At 61.4% G+C, this 17656-nt stretch carries 18 protein-coding genes; all 18 read right to left on the bottom strand.

What is annotated here, in order from left to right; all coding sequences use genetic code 11:
• Nucleotides 1-54: 54 nt before the first annotated feature.
• The 18 genes from M0814_RS09230 to tmk all read right to left on the bottom strand — a co-directional run bounded on the left by M0814_RS09230 (nucleotide 55) and on the right by tmk (nucleotide 17649).
• Nucleotides 55-984 carry a PfkB family carbohydrate kinase gene (locus M0814_RS09230; protein ID WP_103484754.1) on the bottom strand — a complete coding sequence of 310 codons (930 nt, stop codon included), beginning with the start codon at nucleotides 982-984 and terminating at the stop codon, nucleotides 55-57.
• Complete coding sequence (locus tag M0814_RS09225) at nucleotides 977-2443, bottom strand: cytosine permease (protein WP_103484721.1); 1467 nt, start codon at nucleotides 2441-2443, stop codon at nucleotides 977-979. The genes M0814_RS09230 and M0814_RS09225 overlap by 8 nt, the downstream gene beginning before the upstream one ends.
• Nucleotides 2444-2658: 215 nt before the next feature.
• On the bottom strand, nucleotides 2659-3657 hold the full coding sequence (locus tag M0814_RS09220; protein WP_003227009.1) for an ADP-ribosylglycohydrolase family protein: 999 nt from the start codon (nucleotides 3655-3657) through the stop codon (nucleotides 2659-2661).
• On the bottom strand, nucleotides 3654-4367 hold the full coding sequence (locus M0814_RS09215) for a GntR family transcriptional regulator (RefSeq protein WP_045122582.1): 714 nt from the start codon (nucleotides 4365-4367) through the stop codon (nucleotides 3654-3656). Before M0814_RS09215 ends, M0814_RS09220 begins: the two co-directional genes overlap by 4 nt.
• A gap of 186 nt (nucleotides 4368-4553) precedes the next feature.
• The gene (gene araH, locus M0814_RS09205; protein ID WP_103484755.1) at nucleotides 4554-5522 is read right to left on the bottom strand and encodes an L-arabinose ABC transporter permease AraH; all 969 of its coding nucleotides are present in this window, start codon (nucleotides 5520-5522) and stop codon (nucleotides 4554-4556) included.
• Between the two features lie 12 nt (nucleotides 5523-5534).
• Complete coding sequence (gene araG, locus M0814_RS09200; RefSeq protein ID WP_103484722.1) at nucleotides 5535-7079, bottom strand: L-arabinose ABC transporter ATP-binding protein AraG; 1545 nt, start codon at nucleotides 7077-7079, stop codon at nucleotides 5535-5537.
• Nucleotides 7080-7112: 33 nt separating this feature from the next.
• On the bottom strand, nucleotides 7113-8117 hold the full coding sequence (locus tag M0814_RS09195) for a substrate-binding domain-containing protein (RefSeq protein WP_103484723.1): 1005 nt from the start codon (nucleotides 8115-8117) through the stop codon (nucleotides 7113-7115).
• 278 nt (nucleotides 8118-8395) lie between these two features.
• Entirely contained in the window at nucleotides 8396-9214 is an 819-nt protein-coding gene (locus tag M0814_RS09190; protein ID WP_103484724.1) for an SDR family oxidoreductase, read from the bottom strand.
• 270 nt (nucleotides 9215-9484) lie between these two features.
• Nucleotides 9485-10360 carry an SMP-30/gluconolactonase/LRE family protein gene (locus M0814_RS09185; protein ID WP_103484725.1) on the bottom strand — a complete coding sequence of 292 codons (876 nt, stop codon included), beginning with the start codon at nucleotides 10358-10360 and terminating at the stop codon, nucleotides 9485-9487.
• 132 nt (nucleotides 10361-10492) lie between these two features.
• A complete protein-coding gene (locus tag M0814_RS09180; RefSeq protein WP_103484726.1) occupies nucleotides 10493-11209 on the bottom strand; it encodes a FadR/GntR family transcriptional regulator in 717 nt (238 codons plus the stop codon).
• Between the two features lie 192 nt (nucleotides 11210-11401).
• Nucleotides 11402-11962 (bottom strand): DUF1285 domain-containing protein, encoded by a 561-nt coding sequence (locus M0814_RS09175; RefSeq protein WP_103484727.1) that lies wholly within the window; start codon nucleotides 11960-11962, stop codon nucleotides 11402-11404.
• Nucleotides 11963-11978: 16 nt separating this feature from the next.
• Nucleotides 11979-12584 carry a DUF4823 domain-containing protein gene (locus tag M0814_RS09170; protein ID WP_003227024.1) on the bottom strand — a complete coding sequence of 202 codons (606 nt, stop codon included), beginning with the start codon at nucleotides 12582-12584 and terminating at the stop codon, nucleotides 11979-11981.
• A gap of 170 nt (nucleotides 12585-12754) precedes the next feature.
• The gene (locus M0814_RS09165; protein WP_103484729.1) at nucleotides 12755-13723 is read right to left on the bottom strand and encodes a radical SAM protein; all 969 of its coding nucleotides are present in this window, start codon (nucleotides 13721-13723) and stop codon (nucleotides 12755-12757) included.
• A 137-nt stretch (nucleotides 13724-13860) separates the two neighbouring features.
• Nucleotides 13861-14499: a TetR/AcrR family transcriptional regulator gene (locus M0814_RS09160; protein WP_045122584.1), complete on the bottom strand. Its 639-nt coding sequence runs from the start codon at nucleotides 14497-14499 to the stop codon at nucleotides 13861-13863.
• Between the two features lie 341 nt (nucleotides 14500-14840).
• On the bottom strand, nucleotides 14841-15626 hold the full coding sequence (locus tag M0814_RS09155) for a TatD family hydrolase (RefSeq protein ID WP_103484730.1): 786 nt from the start codon (nucleotides 15624-15626) through the stop codon (nucleotides 14841-14843).
• A 15-nt stretch (nucleotides 15627-15641) separates the two neighbouring features.
• Complete coding sequence (locus M0814_RS09150) at nucleotides 15642-15998, bottom strand: PilZ domain-containing protein (protein WP_003227030.1); 357 nt, start codon at nucleotides 15996-15998, stop codon at nucleotides 15642-15644.
• A gap of 42 nt (nucleotides 15999-16040) precedes the next feature.
• Nucleotides 16041-17024, bottom strand: coding sequence for a DNA polymerase III subunit delta' (locus M0814_RS09145; RefSeq protein WP_003227032.1), 984 nt, complete (start codon nucleotides 17022-17024; stop codon nucleotides 16041-16043).
• Nucleotides 17017-17649 carry a dTMP kinase gene (gene tmk / locus M0814_RS09140; RefSeq protein ID WP_103484731.1) on the bottom strand — a complete coding sequence of 211 codons (633 nt, stop codon included), beginning with the start codon at nucleotides 17647-17649 and terminating at the stop codon, nucleotides 17017-17019. The genes M0814_RS09145 and tmk overlap by 8 nt, the downstream gene beginning before the upstream one ends.
• Between the last annotated feature and the right edge of the window lie 7 nt (nucleotides 17650-17656).

Raw genomic sequence — 17656 nt, 5'->3', positions numbered from 1 at the left:
TTGTGATCGACGCGAATCCCATGTGGGAGCGGGCTTGCTCGCGAAGGCGGTCGATCAATCGCCGCAGGACTCACTGATAAACGCGTCCACCTCGGCAGCCCCCGGCGCTGTCGCCGGCCCCCAACGCGTCACCGCCAAAGCCGCCGCCGCATTCGCCCGCCGCGCTGCCTCGTGCGCGTTCAAACCCTGCGCCAATCCGGCGACAAACACCCCGGCATGGGCATCACCCGCCCCGTTGCTGTCCAGCGCTTTCACGGCAAATCCCGGCACATGCCGACGCTCGCCACGCTGCTGAATCCAGCAGCCCTGCGGCCCGTCGCGCACCACCATTAGCACATCCTTCGGCAGATGATCCGCCAACCGGTCCAGCGCTTGAGCAATGTCCGTCGCCTCGGTAAAGCGCAACGCTTCGACGCTGTTGCTGGTCCACACATCAATGCGCGGCAGCAGCGCCTGGATCAACGGCGAGTCCGGCGACTCGACCAACGGCCCTGGATCAAACACCACGTTAATCGCCCGCGGCAGCGCCAGCGTCCAGTCCAGCAGCGATTGCGCCTTGCCTGCATGCAGCAGGCTGTAACCGCTGACGTAGACATAATCGCCCGCCTCGGCGGCCACGCTGTTCAGGTCGTCTTGCGTCACCTCGCCTTCGGCGCCGATGTAGGAAATGAAACTGCGTTCGGCCGATGAGTCGGTCAGCGCCACACACAAACCGGTGTCGCGCTGCGCCGCTTGCTCGATGCCGATGTGGATGCCTTCAGCGGTCATCGCCTGGCGCGCCAGATCACCGAAACGCCCGGTACCGTGCCGACCGAGATAGACCACCGGCAAACCATTACGCACGGCTGCGGCCATCACGTTGAAGCCGCCGCCAGCCTCGAAAGCGGCAGACTGCGCCAGCACATCGCCGCCGACTTGCGGCAGCTGATCCACGGCCATGACCAGGTCGATGATGACCTGGCCAGTGTGCAACATCTTAGGCATGAGCATTCTCGACTTGCGCGGCGCGGCGATCTTTTGCCCCACCGAGGACCAGGTAAATGCCACCGGCCACCACGAAGGTCACGATCCAGCCCAGACCGTTGTGGCCCAGCCACGAGTCAGACAAAAAGCCCTTGAACCAGACGTTCTCGGCCGTGGTGCCGATGGTGGTGAAACTGAAGCCGAGCACGATGGCAATCGCCCACGCGCCGAACGCGCGCCATTCGATGCCGCCGCAATACCAGTAGGCGCTGCTCGGGCTGACGTCGAGCAGGTCTTTGGGGCTGTAGTAGTGACGATGAAGCAGGTCAACCACGAAGATTCCGACCCACGCGGTGATCGGCACCGCCAGCAGCGAAATGAAGGTGATGAACGGGCCGTAGAAGCTGTCGGCAATCAGCATGAAGTAGATCGAACCGGCGAAGATCGCCACGATGTCGACCACTACCGCGTAGACGCGTTTGACCTTCAGGCCGAGGGTCAGCGTGGTCAAACCGGCGGAGTACACCGAGAGGTTGTTCGACAGCAGCAGGCCGCCGAATGCGGTGATCAGGTACGGCACGGCCATCCACGTTGGCAGCATGTCGCGAATGGCCACGATCGGATCAGTCGCCGAGGCGAGATCGTTGTTGCCCACCGACAGCAGGCCGCCGAGGGTGATCAGCAACACCAGCGGAATCCCCGCGCCGAACGCCGCCGAAGCGACCAGTCGCACAGCCTTGACGCTGCGGTGCTGATAGCGCGACATGTCAGCACCGGCGTTGGCCCAGCCGATCCCGGTGCCGGCGGCCATGGTGCCGATGCCGATGATCATCGCGCTCAGCGGCGCAGGGGTGGCGTTGAATACGGCGCTCCAGTCGATGGTGGCGCAGAGGAAGCCGCCGACCAGAATGTTCAACGCACCGAACACGTAGGTCGCCCACTTCTGGATCACCAGCAAGGTGGCGTGGCCGAGGCCGGAAACCGACAGGGTCAGCAGCACGAAAATCGCGATGAAAATCAGCGTGAGCACCGGCGCACTCTTCGCTTCAACCGGCGAGCCGAACAGGATCGAACACAGCGACAGCAACACGAATGCCGCGGTGGTGGTGTTGACGGTTTCCCAACCCAGCCGCGACATCAGCGAGACCAGCGTCGGGCCGATATTGCCACGCACGCCGAAGATCGCCCGCGACAGGGTCAGGCTCGGCGCACGGCCACGGCGGCCGGCAATCGAGATGATCCCGACCACCGCGAATGAACCGGCGGCGCCGACAATCGCGACGATGATCGCCTGCCAGATCGCCAGCCCGCGAAACGCCACCAGCGTGGCACCCAGCGGCAGACCGAGAATGGAAATGTTGGCGGCGAACCAGACCCAGAACAGTTGCAGCGGATGACCGTTGCACTCGGCTTCCGGTACCGGCTCGATACCGCGGGTTTCCAGCTGCCCGGCGCTTGGCCCGGCGTTTGATGAACTCATGAACAGTGCTCCTGTTTGCCTTTATTGTGTTTGTGGCAATGACGCAAAACGACAAGACATCTGTGGCCTTCCCGGGCCTGTCTGTGCGATCCATTGCGGTTGAATACTCAGAATTTGCGGAGCGCCATTCGCGAGCAAGCCCGCTCCCACAGGAGATTTTTGAACGGCTCAAATCCCCTGTGGGAGCGGGCTTGCTCGCGAAGGCGTCCGCCCGATCAACGCAAGGCCAACAGCCCCCGCACCAACGGTTCAAGCTCCAGATGATTGACCGCTTTGACCGTGGCAATCATCGGTGCCGGCCAGCTCTCGAGACCCAGGCAGGCCCCGAGCATGGCGCCAAGAATCGCTGCGATGGTGTCGGTGTCGCCGCCAAGGCTGGCGGCCATGCACAACGCATCGAATGCGCTCATCTCGCCGACCGCCACTTGCTGCGCCAAAGCGAACGACACCACCACCGATTCCTGCGATGCCACCGAAGTGCCGATCACGTCGTACAGCAGATCCGCCAGCAGTGCCTTGTCACTGTCGACGCTGATGGTTCGCGCCCAACTGATGCGCGAAGCAATACGTCCACCGGCGACCCAGTGCCCGTGCGCTTCCGCCTGTTGCGCAATCTGCTGGCCGAGGTTCAGCGCCTCGCCCAGGTCCATGCCGTTGATCCCGGCCGAGACCACTGCCGCCACCGCCGCCGCGCTGGAAATTCCCAGTGTGGTGTTGTGCGTGACCTGACAGGCCTGCACCACGGCCTCGATGAAACGCTCGGGATCGGCGACGTCTGCCGCGATGCCCACCGGAGTAATGCGCATGGCCGCGCCGTTGGTGGTGCCGTAACGCCCGGCCTCCTCCGGCGAGTGACCGGCGAGGATCATTTCAATGGCGCGTTTGGTCGATGGCCCGAGCAGGTCCTGCGAACCCTTGGCTTGCATCTCGGCTTCCCACTCGATCAGCCGTTGAGCGAGGACTGCCGGTTCGATCCGGCCCTTGCCTTCAATCAGCAACTCGCCGACCAGAATCGCCTGTTCGGTGTCATCGGTGATCGAGCCTTTGGGCATGTTGGCGGCGATTGGTTGCAGAGGACCGGCGTCCTGCAGGTCGGTGATCCGGCCGAAGCGGGTCTTGATCGTTTCGCGGTTCAGCGATTGCGTCGGCATGCCCAGCGCATCACCGAGGGCCAGGCCATAAAACGCACCGAGGGCACGGTTGAGCGCGGTCATTTTGATTCTCCAAATTGCAGGTGCAGGCGGAAATGCACCGGGTCGAGCAGGCTTTCGACCTGCTCCATGAAACGGTTCTGCCGATCGTAGGTGGTACGCAGGGCTTTGAGGAAAACGGTACCGACCGGGCGCCCGAGCAGTTCGGCGTCTTCGGCATTCAGCGGTTCGGCGCCGATCCACTGATCACCGCGCTCGCCGATGTAGCCGTAGGCGGCCAGGGTGATGGTCAGGGAGTTGTCGATCAGACCGACGCGCGGCAGGCTTTCCAGGCCTCCGGTCGCCGGCATCAAAGAGCGTTCGAGGGACACCAGCGTGCCATCGTTGGAACGACGGCGGCGGTCGAGGGTGATGAATTGCTCGGTGCCGAAGCGCGAGAGCAGATCGGGCCGGGTCACGGCTTCCAGACGCAGCACTTCGGTGTTGATCAGCGCCCCGCTGTCGGCCAGCGCCTGCGCCCAGCCGCTGCGCTGATCTAGCACCACACCGTCAAACGTGACGATCGAGCCAACCCCGCTTTGCGTGGCGATGTAATTGCGCCGCTTCAGCTCGGCCAGCGCTTCGCGCAACGTGCCACGGCTGACGTTGAATTCCTGAGCCAACTGATGCTCGCCGGGCAACAGAAAGCCGTCCTCCATGAGGCCGCTTTCGATGCGCCGGACGAGTTCGTCGACCACCCGTTGTTTCTTGTCAAATCGTACCTGTCTAATCATGTACAAAGTGATAACCGAAACGGGCGCAGACGGGCAAGGGAAATTTGCGGGGGCAGACAGAAGGCGGGGGATGACGCAGTCCATTGTGGGAGCGGGCTTGCTCGCGAATGCGGAGTGTCAGTCAACATTTTCGGCGACTGATACACCGCATTCGCGAGCAAGCCCGCTCCCACAGGGGAATTGTGATTACCGTTGTTTGAGGCGGTCGATGACCACCGCCAACAGCAGAATCGAACCGCGAATCACATACTGATAAAACGTATCGATGTTCTTCAGGTTCATCGCATTCTCGATGATCGCCAGAATCAGCACCCCGGCAATCACGTGACGGATCATGCCGATACCGCCGCTCAGCGACACGCCGCCGAGCACACAGGCCGAGATCACCGTCAGCTCGAAACCCTGGCCAATCATCGGCTGCCCGGAGGTCATGCGCGACGCCAGAATCACCCCGGCCAGCGCACCGATCACGCCGTGCACGGCGAAGATGATGATCTTGGTCCGGTCGACATTCACCCCGGCGAGCAACGCCGCTTCCTGGTTGCCACCGATGGCCATGGTGTTGCGCCCATAGGTGGTGTAGTTCAGCAGCCAGCCGAAAAACACGAAGCAGACAATGGTGATCAGGATCGGCACCGGCACGCCGAACAACTGGCCGTTGCCGAACACGAAGAATGATTCCTGCGACACACCCACCGCTTTGCCGTTGGCAAAAATGTAGGCCAGGCCACGGACGATCTGCATCGTCGCCAGTGTGGTAATCAGCGCATTGACCCGCAGCTTGGCAATCACGATGCCGTTGATCAGCCCGACAATCAGGCCCATCACCAGCGCCGCACTGACGCCGAGGAACACGCTGTTGGTGTCGCGCATCACCACCGCCGCAACCACCCCGGCGCAGGCGATCACCGAGCCCACCGACAGGTCGAAATGCCCTGACGCCAGGCAATACAGCATGGTGCACGCGGCAATCCCGGTGGTGGAAATCGCCAGGCCCAGCCCGCGCATGTTCAGCGGCGAAAGGAAGTTGTCGATCAGCAAGGTGCAAGCGAGGAAGATGCCGATGGCCGCCAGCAGCATGACCCAGTCATCGAGGAAGCGCCGCAGGTCCAGCGGTTTGCGGGGGGTCGGCAAAGCCTTGTTTTGGATGGTCATCATGTTCACCTCTCAGTTCGCCACGCCGTCAGCGCGATGGCGCGGCAAAGCCAGTTGCAGCAGGTTGGATTCATTGGCCTGGTCGCGGCTGACTTCGCCGCGCAGCGCGCCTTCGCAGAGCACCAGAATGCGGTCGGAAATGCCCATGACTTCCATCAGGTCGCTGGACACCACGATCACCGAGATACCGTCGGCGGCCAGGTTATGGATGATCTGGTAGATCTCGGCCTTGGCGCCGATGTCGATGCCGCGAGTCGGCTCGTCGAGCAGCAGGACCTTCATCGGCATCGACAGCCAGCGACCGAGAATCGCCTTCTGCTGATTGCCGCCGGACAGGAATTTGATCTGCTGCCCGGCGTGCGGGGTTTTGACTTTCAGCGCCTTGATCTGCTTGTCGGCGTTGCCCTTCTCCCACAGTCCGCGCAGCAGGCAGCCGAGGCTGGCATTGGCGCCGCGCGCGCTGATGTTGATGTTCTCGGCGACGCTGGCCAGCGGGATGATCCCCTCCTTTTTGCGGTCCTCGGGGCACAGCAGAATCCCGGCGGCAATCGCGTCGCGCGGTGAGCGCAATTTCAACTCATGACCGCGCAATTCGAGGCGTCCGGCGGTGTTGCGCTCAAGCCCGCTGAGCAAGCGAAACAGCTCGGTGCGCCCGGCCCCGACCAGACCGAACAGGCCGAGAATCTCGCCCTTGTGCGCCTCGAAACTCACCGGCTCGCGCAGGCCCGGGCCGAGCAAACCATCGACCTTCAGCGCCACCGCGCCACGCGGACGGCTGCGGTAATCGTAGATGTCCTGAATGTCGCGCCCGACCATGCAGGTCACCAGTTGATCGTGGGTCAACTGGCTCATGTCATCGAAGGTGCGCACGTAACGGCCGTCCTTGAACACCGTCACCGCGTCGCAAATGCGGAACACTTCTTCCATGCGATGGGAGACGTAGAGCACCACTTTGCCCTCATCGCGCAGGCGACTGATGATCGCCATCAAACGGTCGATCTCGCGCGCCGAGAGGCTGCTGGTCGGCTCATCGAAGGCGATTACATGCGCGCCACGGGACAGCGCCTTGGCAATTTCCACCAATTGCCGCTGACCGAGCGACAGGCGCCCGACCTTGGTTTGCGGATCGATTTCATCGGCCAGGCCCTTGAGACAGGCCAGGGCATTCTGGCGCAGGACGCCACGATTGATCAGGCCGAAACTGGCCGGTAGATGGCCTAGAAACAGGTTCTCGGCCACGGTCATTTCCGGCACCAGGTGCAGCTCCTGGTGGATCACCGCGACGCCGCCGCCAATGCTGTCGGCCGTCGACTTGAACGCCATGGTCTGCTCGCCGATCTGCAACTCGCCGCTGCTGGGGATGTAGGCGCCGCCGAGGATCTTCAGCAGAGTCGATTTACCGGCACCGTTCTCGCCCATCAAGGCGTGCACCTGCCCCGGGTGCGCGACGAAGCTGATGGCGTCCAGCGCCTTGACCCCGGGGAAGGTCTTGCCGATTCCGTTGAAGCGCAGGCTGCCGCCGGCGCTGCTTGCATGTGTCTGTACTTGCGCGTGCATCTGAGTCACCTCTTCACACCGATCGAGCAGCCATCAATTCCACAGGCCGATTTTTTCCAGCTCTTGCTTGAAGTTCTCGCGGGTGATCAGGGTGACGTCGTCCATCGCCGTGTACTTCGGCGGCTCTTTGCCGGTGGTGACCCACTCGTACATCATCTCGGCGGTCTTGTAGCCTTCGATGTGCGGGCTAGGCAGCATCGAACCGAAGAAACCGCTGTTGGGCTTTTTCAGCTCGCCGATGGCGTCGGTGCCATTGATGCCGATGCCAATCACGTTGGCCGCAGCGAACCCGGCGGCTTCGGTAGCGCGTACGCCGCCGAGCACGGTGTTGTCGTTCATGCCGCCGATGATCAGGTTCTTCGCCGCGCTTGGCAGCTTGACCAGCGCCGAGTTGGTAGCGTCCATGCTGCCCGGCACGTCGAGGGTTTTGAGCGCGGCGGTCAGGATGTGCTCTTTCGGCAGGCCGGCGTCTTCGAGCGCCTTCATCGAACCGTCGGTGCGCTTCTTGCCGGTGTCGAGTTCGTTGTAGGTATTGACCACCGCGTAAGTGTCTTTCCAGTCCCAGTTGCGCTTCTTCGCCTCGGCGACCATCGCGTTGCCCTGCTTCTGGCCGACTTCGAACGCCGCCATGCCGAGGTACGGCACGTCTTCCATGAACTTGCCGTTGGCGTCGACGAAGCGGTCGTCCACGGCAATCACTTTGAGGTCATTGAGTTTGGCTTTGGCCATGATCGCCGGGCCGAGCGAGACGTCCGGCGGGCAGATCACGAAGCCTTTCGCGCCGTTGGCCGCAAGGCTGTCGATGGCCGAGAGGGTTTTCTCGCCGTCCGGCACGGCGATCTTGATCAGTTCGAAGCCTTTGTCCTTGGCGGCTTTTTCAGCGAAGGCCCACTCGGTCTGGAACCACGGCTCTTCTGCCTGCTTGACCAGAAAACCGATTTTCACGGTGTCGGCAGCCAGCAGCGAGCTGCTCAGGCTGAACGCGGTGACCGCCAGCGCGGCACTGCACAGGGTACGAATCCCGAAACGACGTTTCATAAGCTGACTCCTTGTTATTTTTTTTGAGCAAATTAAACAGTTTGTGGCGAGGGAGCTTGCTCCCGCTGGGCTGCGAAGCGGCCCTAAAACCGGTTACCTCGGTCAATCAAACACACCGCGCAGCCCGAATTTACGACTGCTGCGCAGCCGAGCGGGAGCGAGCTCCCTCGCCACAGGTGTGGTGGCGTGACACGTACTGCTGCAAAGCCTGTTGAAAATAGTCATATCGTATGATGATTGGATTTCAGACGGAGTTCATCGCCTGAAACCGAATCCATTCAGTCGTGGTACATCACCGAGCGCCCACCATCGATGGTGATGCACGAGGCGTTGATGAACGGCGCTTCATCACTGGCCAGGAACACGGCGGTCATCGCCACTTCCATCGGCTGGCCGATGCGTTTCGGCGGGTGCAGATCAAACGCGCGCTGACGCTCGGCGTGCGGATCGGCAAAGCCGTTCCAGTAATCAACGTTGAGCTGTGTCTCGATGTAGCCCGGGGCAATAGCGTTGACCCGAACCCCCTTCGATGCGTACTCGATGCCCAGCGCCCGGGTCAGTCCGAGCAGGCCGTGCTTGGCCACCGGGTACGGGAAGCAGCCGGGAATGATGTGGCTGGAATGGGTCGAGGCAATATTGATGATGCTGCCGACGCCCTGCTCGATCATCTGCGGCAGCACGGCTTTGCAACCGTACCAGGCGCCGTCCAGGTCGATGGCGAAGCAGCGATGCCAGTCTTCTTCGGTCATTTGCAGCGGATCGCGAAAAACGTTGACCCCGGCGCAGTTGACCAGTACGTCGATGCGCCCGTGCAGCTCAACCGCCAGTTTGGCCATGGCATGCAGGTCTTGCTGACGCGAAACGTCGGCCTTGATCGCCTGCACGTCGTAGCCCTTGTCGCGCCAGTGGGCGGCAACCTTCTCGACCTTCTCTGCCTGAATATCGCTGATCACCAGTCTGGCCTGCTGCGAGGCGAAGGTGGCGACGATGGCTTCGCCGATGCCTTGAGCGGCGCCGGTCAGCAGCACGACTTTGTTTTTCAGGCGCTCACCCTTCGGCGGCGCGGGCACCGGCGGCAAGGAAAGAGGTTCAGCCATGGATCATGACTCCTGTTCGTCAGCACAAAAAAACCGGGCATCTGCCGATGTCCGGTCTGGAAGATTGTGAAAACAAAACAGGCAGGCGCGGCGAACGACGCTGGGCCGTTGCGAGACGCTGACTCCGCTGAGGAGTGCGATAGAGATTCGCTGCATCACTTCACCTGTTTTGTTCTTTTTAAGTGTGAGTGCGTGTTACTGCTGGAACCGACTATAAACCCGACCGCCGAACAATCTCAATATATAATTTTGCATCCCATATTATGGGATTTAACCCGCGAACCGCGTGCAGAGTTTGCCCGGCACGTCGACCCGCATCGACAGCACCGCGCCATCCAGTGGATGGTTGTGCGGACTCTGAGCACTGGTGATGTACAGGGTTTTCAGGTCTTCACCGCCGAATACACAACTGGTCGGCCGGCTGACGGGCAGATCGATTGTGCGCTCGACCTTGCCCTCCGGGCTCAGGCGCAGCAGGCAGCTGCCATCCCAGCGGGCGTTCCACACATAACCTTCGGCGCCCATCGCCGAACCGTCCGGGCCGCCCTGCCCGTCTGCGCCGTACCAGGCCTCGGGGCTGCCGAGATTGCCGTCGGTGTGAATGAAATAGCGATTGAGCGCCCCGTCGAGGCTGTCGCCGAACAGCAGCGTGGTGCCGTCATCGCTCCATAGCAGGGTGTTGGGAATCCCCAGACCGCGCAGCAATGGCGTGACGCGCTGATCGGGATCGATACGAAACAGGCCACCGGAGCGGCGCACGATTGGCAGGTCTTCGCCATTTTCGCCGATGTTGTTCTGCATGGTGCCAAGCCACAGCCGGCCCAGTGCGTCGCAGCGCGCCTCGTTGGCCCGATTGCCCGGTTGCGGGTCGGCGATGCAGAACAGCGTCAGGCGCGGTTCGAGGCCGGGGGAATCGAGATCAAGGCGGTACACGCCGCTGCTCAGGGTCACCAGCGCATCGCCGCTGGCACACGGAATGAACGCCGAAACGTGCTCGGGCATCTGCCAGATCTGCACGTTGTTGCCGATCAGCCGCAGCGCTTGCTGGCCGGCGATATCGACCCAGTACAGCGCTTGGGTGGGAGCGTCCCAGAATGGCCCTTCACCGAGTTTGGCGCGGTGTTGGGTTACGGCGGTCAACGGCATATTGAATCCTTCATGTTGTTGTTTTAACTGTAGGAGTGAGCCTGCTCGCGATGGCGATGGGTCAGTGACGACGATTGTGACTGACCCACCGCTATCGCGAGCAGGCTCACTCCTACAGGGGGATTTGTGTTTTCAGCTGGCTTTTTTGTCGGCCATCACCTGCGGGTAAAAGCGTTTGATCGCCAAGTCGGCGTTGTCGATCAGGGTCATGCAGGCCCACACCCCGCGCGCGGCATCGCGGGTGGCGATGGCGTCGGCCATGTCCTTGTGGATCGGTAATGTGCGGCGCAGTTCATCGGGGTCGGCAGCGGAGACTTCAAACGACACAGCGAGCAAGGCGCCGAGGGCCGGGACCATTTGCTCGATGAACTGGTTGTGGCTGGCCGCCAGAATGCATTCGTGGAAGGACTGGTCGGCGCGGTTGTAATCGATGCCGCTGTCGACAGCCCGCTCCAGCGCGTTGTAGGCCAGTTGCACGGCCTGAATCTGCTCAAGCGTGGCGCGCTCGCAGGCCCAGCGCACGGCCATTGGTTCGATGGTGCGGCGCAGGTCGAGCAGGTCATCGACGAAGTTTTCCGGCAGACCGTTGCGCGACAGCCAGCCGACGACTTGCGGATCGAACAGATTCCAGCGCCGCACCGGCAACACGCGGGTACCGACCTTCGGCCCGACTTCGAGCATGCCTTTGGCGACGAGGGTCTTGATCGCTTCGCGGATCACCGTGCGGCTGACACCGAGCTGCTCGCCCAGATCGGCCTCAACCTTGATCGCCTGCCCCGGCTTGACCTGGCCGGCGGCAATCCAGCTGCCCAGCCAATCGACCGTTGATGCATGAAAGCTGCTGGACATGGAGACCTCAAAGCGGGTGGCGATGGGTGTCCACGCTAATGATCATATGATTGGGAGTCAAATCAGATTTTGCGGATGTACATAGATCAATGTGGGAGGGGGCTTGCTCCCGAAGGCAATGCATCAGTCACTGCATAGGGTGACTGTCACACCGCCTTCGGGAGCAAGCCCCCTCCCACATTCGATTCATTGTCAGGGTTCGAGGCCGATGCGGAAGAACTCGCCGCCGCTCCACACACCCAGCCAGCGTTGCCCGTCGATTTCGCGACTGACCGCCAGCTCCACCAGTTGGTAAAACACATTGCGGTGAATCAGCGCCTCGAGGTTGCTGCGCACATGCACATAAGGCGCGGGCTCTTGAGTCGCCGGATCGATCTCGACACGGATCGGATGTTCCAGCCCGGCCTCGGCGGTCTCCTCGACGTTGGTGGTGAAGCGCAGTACCTGCGCCTCACCCTCGCCTTCGACTTCCACAGCAATCGCCACGAACGGCGCATCGTCGACCTTGATCCCGACCTTTTCGACCGGGGTAATCAGGAAGTAATCATCGCCGTCGCGGCGGATGATGGTGGAGAACAGCTTGACCATCGGCTTGCGCCCGATCGGCGTGCCCAGGTAATACCAGGTGCCGTCGCGGGCGATGCGCATGTCGATGTCGCCGCAGAAGTCCGGGTTCCACAAGTGCACCGGCGGCAAGCCTTTGGTTTTGGGGATCTGTCCCAACAGGTCATTGGCTTTTTGCGGGCCACTCATGGCGTACTCCTTGGGTTTATTGGTCGCTGATCCCCAGCAGGCTGCGCGCGTATTGCGCCAGCGGCGGGCCGATCAGGTCTTCCGGTTTGTTGTCGTGGAACGTCAGTAAACCGCCACGACTCTTGATCCGTGCAGTATCAATCAAATACTGGGTGCTGGTCTCGATCAACATGATCTGAATCACGCCGCTGTCGATGCCGAGGCGATCCACGGCTTCCTGATCGAGCCACTCATCGGAGTTGCCGATGCGGTCGTCAGACCTGGCGAAACGGGTGTACAGCAGGTAGTGGGCGCCAGCATCGCGAGCTTCGCCCAACGCCTGATCGAGGCCTTCCGGTGCACGGGCACGGCGAACCATCGGGAAGTATTCGACAAAACCCTTGAAGGCCTCTTCGGCCACTACGTTCGGCCGCGGGTAGGAACCACCCGGCGGCGCGAATGCACCCTGGGCGATGTAGATGAATGAGTCCGGCTGAATGCGGAAGTTGTTCACCCGCCGGCTGTCGCTGTGATCCAGCAGCCCCGCGTCGCTCATCTGATAGCGAGTGCCTTCGGCCATATCGCTGACAGTCATACAGCCGCCAAGCGCCAAAACGGCCAGCAGCAAAACCAGGCTACGCATCCTCATCCTCCAGAAGCCGGTGACGGAAAACCGGCGAATGGCCGTTGGATGCAGCTTTTGCGCCAGCTCAGGAAATTCGTTGATTGTAAGATCGTATTCGCGAGCAAGCTCGCTCCCACAGGAGAATGCATTCGAAATGTGGGAGCGAGCTTGCTCGCGAAAGCGGTTGTTCAGCCGCCGATGATCTTCATGACGGTCGCGCCACCGGAGAACGCCACTTCCTGCTTGTCGCCCAACGCCTTGACCAGCAGACGCTGCAATGCCGGCAGTGCCTGATGGCGTGGCTTGTCGAGCAGATCGCCGACATAGTGGCGGTTGCTCGATGACAGGCAGCCATGCAGCCAACCGGTCGAGGACAGACGCAGACGCGAACAGGTTCGGCAGAACGGCACGCTTTCGTTGGCAATCACACCGAAATGGCCGAGCCCCGGGATCGCGTAGCGCACAGCCGTGGCATCCACCGGCGCATCGGCCTGGGCGTACTCGTAGCGCTCGCCAATCAGGCTCAGCAGTTGCTGCAGGCTGACGAACTGTTGCAGGAATGCGTTGGAGTCGGTGGCGAGGTGGCCCATGCGCATCAACTCGATGAAGCGCAACTCGTAGCCGCGCTCCAGGCAGTAATCGAGCAGCGGCATCACCTGATCCAGGTTCTGCCCGCGCAACGGCACCATGTTGACCTTGATCTTCAGTCCGGCGGCTTTTGCCTGGTCCATGCCATCGAGCACGGTCGCCAGATCGCCGCCACGGGCGATGCTGCGGAAGGCGCCGGCATCCAGGGTATCGAGGGACACGTTGATCCGGCGCAGACCGGCATCCACCAGCAGCGGCAGCTTTTTCGCGAGGAGTTGACCGTTGGTGGTCAGGCTGATGTCTTCCAGGCCCATCTTGCCGACGGCGCTCATGAAAGATTCGAGTTTGGGGCTGACCAGCGGCTCGCCACCGGTGATGCGCAAGCGTTCGATGCCAGCGGCTTCGATCAGATAAGCCACGCCACGGGCCATGGCCTCGGCCGACAGTTCATCCTGCGCAGCCACCAACCGCTTGCCGTTGGGCACGCAGTAGGTACAGGCGTAATTGCAGGCTGAGGTCAGGCTGATGCGCAAATTGCGAAAACGCCTGCCTTGACGGTCAACGATCATGATCACTCCGGCGATAGAAAATCGAGCGACTAAAACTTGACTCACAAATCAAGTTTTAGCAAGCCCTATGCCTGAGTATATTCCTGCGCTACTGCGCCATGTAGCGAAATCATGGCGCAATAAGGCAGCTGAATGGCTCAGCTGCTTGGGATTTCCGGATCGCGCTTGCGCTTGTTGCCCATGCGCACGCCGATGTCCATCAGGAACTGGAAGAAACCTTCCTGATCTTCCAGCACATTGCTCCAGAACGGCGAGTGATACAGCGCCACCGCGCCGTGCACCAGCGCCCAGGATGCGCAGTAGTGGAAGTACGGCGGCACGTCTTCGAGCTTGCCTTCGCTGATCCGGCCCTTGATCAACAGGGTCAGGCGTTCGAAGTTCGAGGCACGGATCTTGTGCAGCTCCTCGACCATTTCCGGCACCTGATTGCCTTTTACGACCTTCTCTTCGAGGCGGTCGAACAGACGATAGCGCTGCGGGTCACGCATGCGGAATTCGAAGTAGGCACGGGACAGCGCTTCCTTGTCCTTGTCGACATCGGCCGAATGCAGCAGCTCGTTCAAATCGCGCTCGTAATCGAGCATCAGGCGCAGGTAGATCTCGGCCTTGGACTTGAAGTGCTTGTAGATCGTGCCTTTGCCGATACCCACGGCATCAGCAATCATCTCGACGGTGACACTGTCTTCACCTTGATCGAGGAACAGCTTGAGCGCGGTATCGAGAATTTCTTGCTCGCGGCGACGAAACTCACGGACCTTACGAGGTTCTTTGTGCATAAGAAAAGGTCTGTAGGGGTCAAAATTCGAAGCCGCGTATTATGCCTAACTTGCGCAAAAATGCACGGATCATCCGACCATATCTGTGTTTGTTGTTCATTTCGGGAACGTTTGTGGCGCAATGAGAACTCATCTGAAGCGCATGTATTCCAAATTTGTTTAAAAACCCCGACCGGCCAACTGGACTGCACGCCAGACTGATCAATACTTGAACTGTCGGACGGCATCTCCCCCAAGTGCCGTGCCGATAAAGGTACCAAGGGACCGCGTGCCTTTGTTTTACTCCTAATGGTCTTAACCCGGATTCACCCCCCAGAACCCGGGTTTTTTTTGCCTGCGATTCAGGCTTTTACATGGGCCAACGGGAACAGCCGCTTGAAGTTCTCGGTGGTCTGCTCGGCAAACCGCTCATAGCTTTCTCCGCGCAGCATCGCCAGAAACTCTGCCACTTCGCGCACATACTGCGGCAGGTTCGGCTTGCCGCGATAAGGGATCGGCGCCAGATACGGCGAATCGGTCTCCACCAGCAGGCGATCGGCCGGCACCTTGCTGGCCACATCACGCAGGGCGTCGGCATTGCGGAAAGTGACGATGCCCGACAGGGAAATGTAGTAACCCATGTCCAGCGCGGCCTTGGCCATGTCCCAGTCTTCGGTGAAACAATGCAGCACACCGGCCTGGGGCAACGCCGCTTCGCGCAGCAGTTCGAGGGTATCGGCGCGGGCGCCTCGGGTGTGGATGATCACCGGCTTACCGGTCTGCTGCGCGGCTTGCAGGTGCAGGCGGAAGGATTCCTGCTGCAGCTCGGCGGCTTCCGGTTCGTAGTGATAATCCAGACCGGTTTCGCCGATCGCCACCACTTTCGGGTGATTGAGTTCGTGCAACAGCCAGTCGAGCGCCGGCGCGGCGCCCGGCTGCACATCCAATGGATGCACACCGACCGAGCAATCGACGTCGTCATAACGATCGGCGAGGGCTTTGACGTCAGCGGCATTGTCGGCACTCACGCCGATGCACAGAAAGTGCCCTACCCCGCGCTGGCGCGCAGCATCGAGTGCAGCATCCAGCGAACCGTCATGGGCGGCGAGGTCGAGGCGATCAAGGTGACAATGGGAATCTACGAGCATAAAAAAGACGGCTACTTACATCGTATGAGTGGGACGGTCGGACTTCAGTGCTCCGGCCAGATGGGTTTCAATGCGACTGCGGGCGGTGTTGTCGCCCTCGTTGAATTGCACGCCGACGCCGGCGGCGCGGTTGCCCTGGGCGCCTTTGGGGGTGATCCAGGCGACCTTGCCGGCCACCGGAATCTTCTCCGCCTCGTCCATCAGATTCAGCAGCATGAACACCTCGTCGCCCAACTTGTAGCTCTTGTTGGTCGGGATGAACAGACCACCGTTCCTGATGAACGGCATGTAGGCGGCGTAAAGCACCGATTTGTCCTTGATGGTCAGGGACAGGATGCCGTTGCGCGGCCCGGGGCTGATGGCTTCATTCATGTTGACCTCCACTGCTGATGTTCAGAGTCTAGGTACACATTCTTATCTTTGACCAGGCAATCCCGCCCATTGCACCAACAACGCTTCCAGCAGCAGTGCCGGGTTGAGGTTGGCTTTGCTCAGGACTTTCTGCCGTTGGGCGAGAATCCAGTCCTGAATATCGAGGACTTTGCCCTGTGCGCTCTTCTGCGCCAGGTACTGCACGACCTTGCGCATGTCGGTCAGACCGAGGCCGGCTTCATCCTGGGTCAGTTGATAGCGCAGGATCAGGCTCGACCAGTCGCAGAACCAGTCGAACAGGCGCAACATCGGAATGTTTTTCCACTCTTCGGCCAATTGCGTCGGCGACTGCTGTTGCTTGAGCAGCTTCTTCACCCCTTCGACCACCTGCGCCCGCTGTTCGCGCACGCCCTGGGACTGCAGGCTGACCGCCATCAACGGCGAGCCGGCGGCCAGCGTCAGCAATTCGACGCGCTCCTCTTCAGAGCACTCCGGCAACGCCTGCGCCAGCCATTGCAGGCTCATGGCCTCACCGGGCAGCGGACACGCCTGCTGCACACAGCGACTCTTGATCGTCGGCAGCAAACGGCTCGGCTGGTGGCTGACCAGCAACAGCACGGTATCGCCGGAAGGCTCCTCAAGGCTCTTGAGCAGTGCGTTGGCGGCGTTGATGTTCATCGACTCCACCGGTTCGATCAGCACCACTTTGCGCCCGCCCAGTTGCGCAGTCTGCACCACGAAACTGACCAGATCGCGCACCTGATCGACCTTGATCGCCTTGTCGGCCTCCTCTGGCTCGAGGATGTAATTGTCCGGATGGCTGCCAGCCTTGAGCAACAGGCAGGACTTGCACTCGCCGCACGCCTCGGGCGTCGGACGCTGACAGAGCAGGCTGGCCATCAGGCGCTCGGCCAGCGCGCGCTTGCCGATCCCGGCCGGGCCGTGCAGCAGATACGCGTGGGCGTGCTGACTACGTCCGGCCAGTTGCTGCCAGAGGCTGTCCTGCCATGGATAGGCCTCAGCCACGAATCAGCTCCAGCAAGTTCGGAATCAAGGTATCCAGCGATTGCTGAACCTTGACCAATGACTGACCGGCATCGATGCGCACATAGCGCGCCGGGTCGGCTTCGGCGCGTTCGAGAAACGCATTGCGTACCGCTTCGAAAAACGCTCGACCTTCCAGCTCAAAACGATCCAGACGGCCACGGGCACTGGCGCGGGCCAGGCCGATTTCCACCGGCAGATCAAAAATCAGCGTCAGATCCGGACGCAGGTCGCCCTGGACGAAAGTCTCCAGCGCGGCGATGCGTTCCAGCGACAAACCGCGACCGCCACCCTGATAGGCGTATGTCGAATCAGTGAAACGATCGCACAGCACCACCGCGCCGCGAGCCAGCGCCGGGCGGATCACTTCGGCCAGATGCTGGGCGCGCGCGGCGAACACCAGCAACAGCTCGGTGTCGGGGTTCATGACCTCGTCGGCCGGGGCCAGCAGCACATCGCGGATCCGCTCGGCGAGTGGCGTACCGCCGGGTTCGCGGGTCAGCAGCACTTCGATACCTTCGGCGCGCAGGCGCTCGGCGAGGTATTCGCGGTTGGTGCTCTTGCCGGCGCCTTCCGGGCCTTCCAGGGTAATAAACAAGCCAGTCACAGGCAGT

Source organism: Pseudomonas sp. MWU12-2020 (assembly GCF_023100605.1).
GTDB classification, from domain to species: Bacteria; Pseudomonadota; Gammaproteobacteria; order Pseudomonadales; family Pseudomonadaceae; genus Aquipseudomonas; species Aquipseudomonas fluorescens_H.
This window is presented reverse-complemented; position numbering and strand designations above follow the sequence as displayed.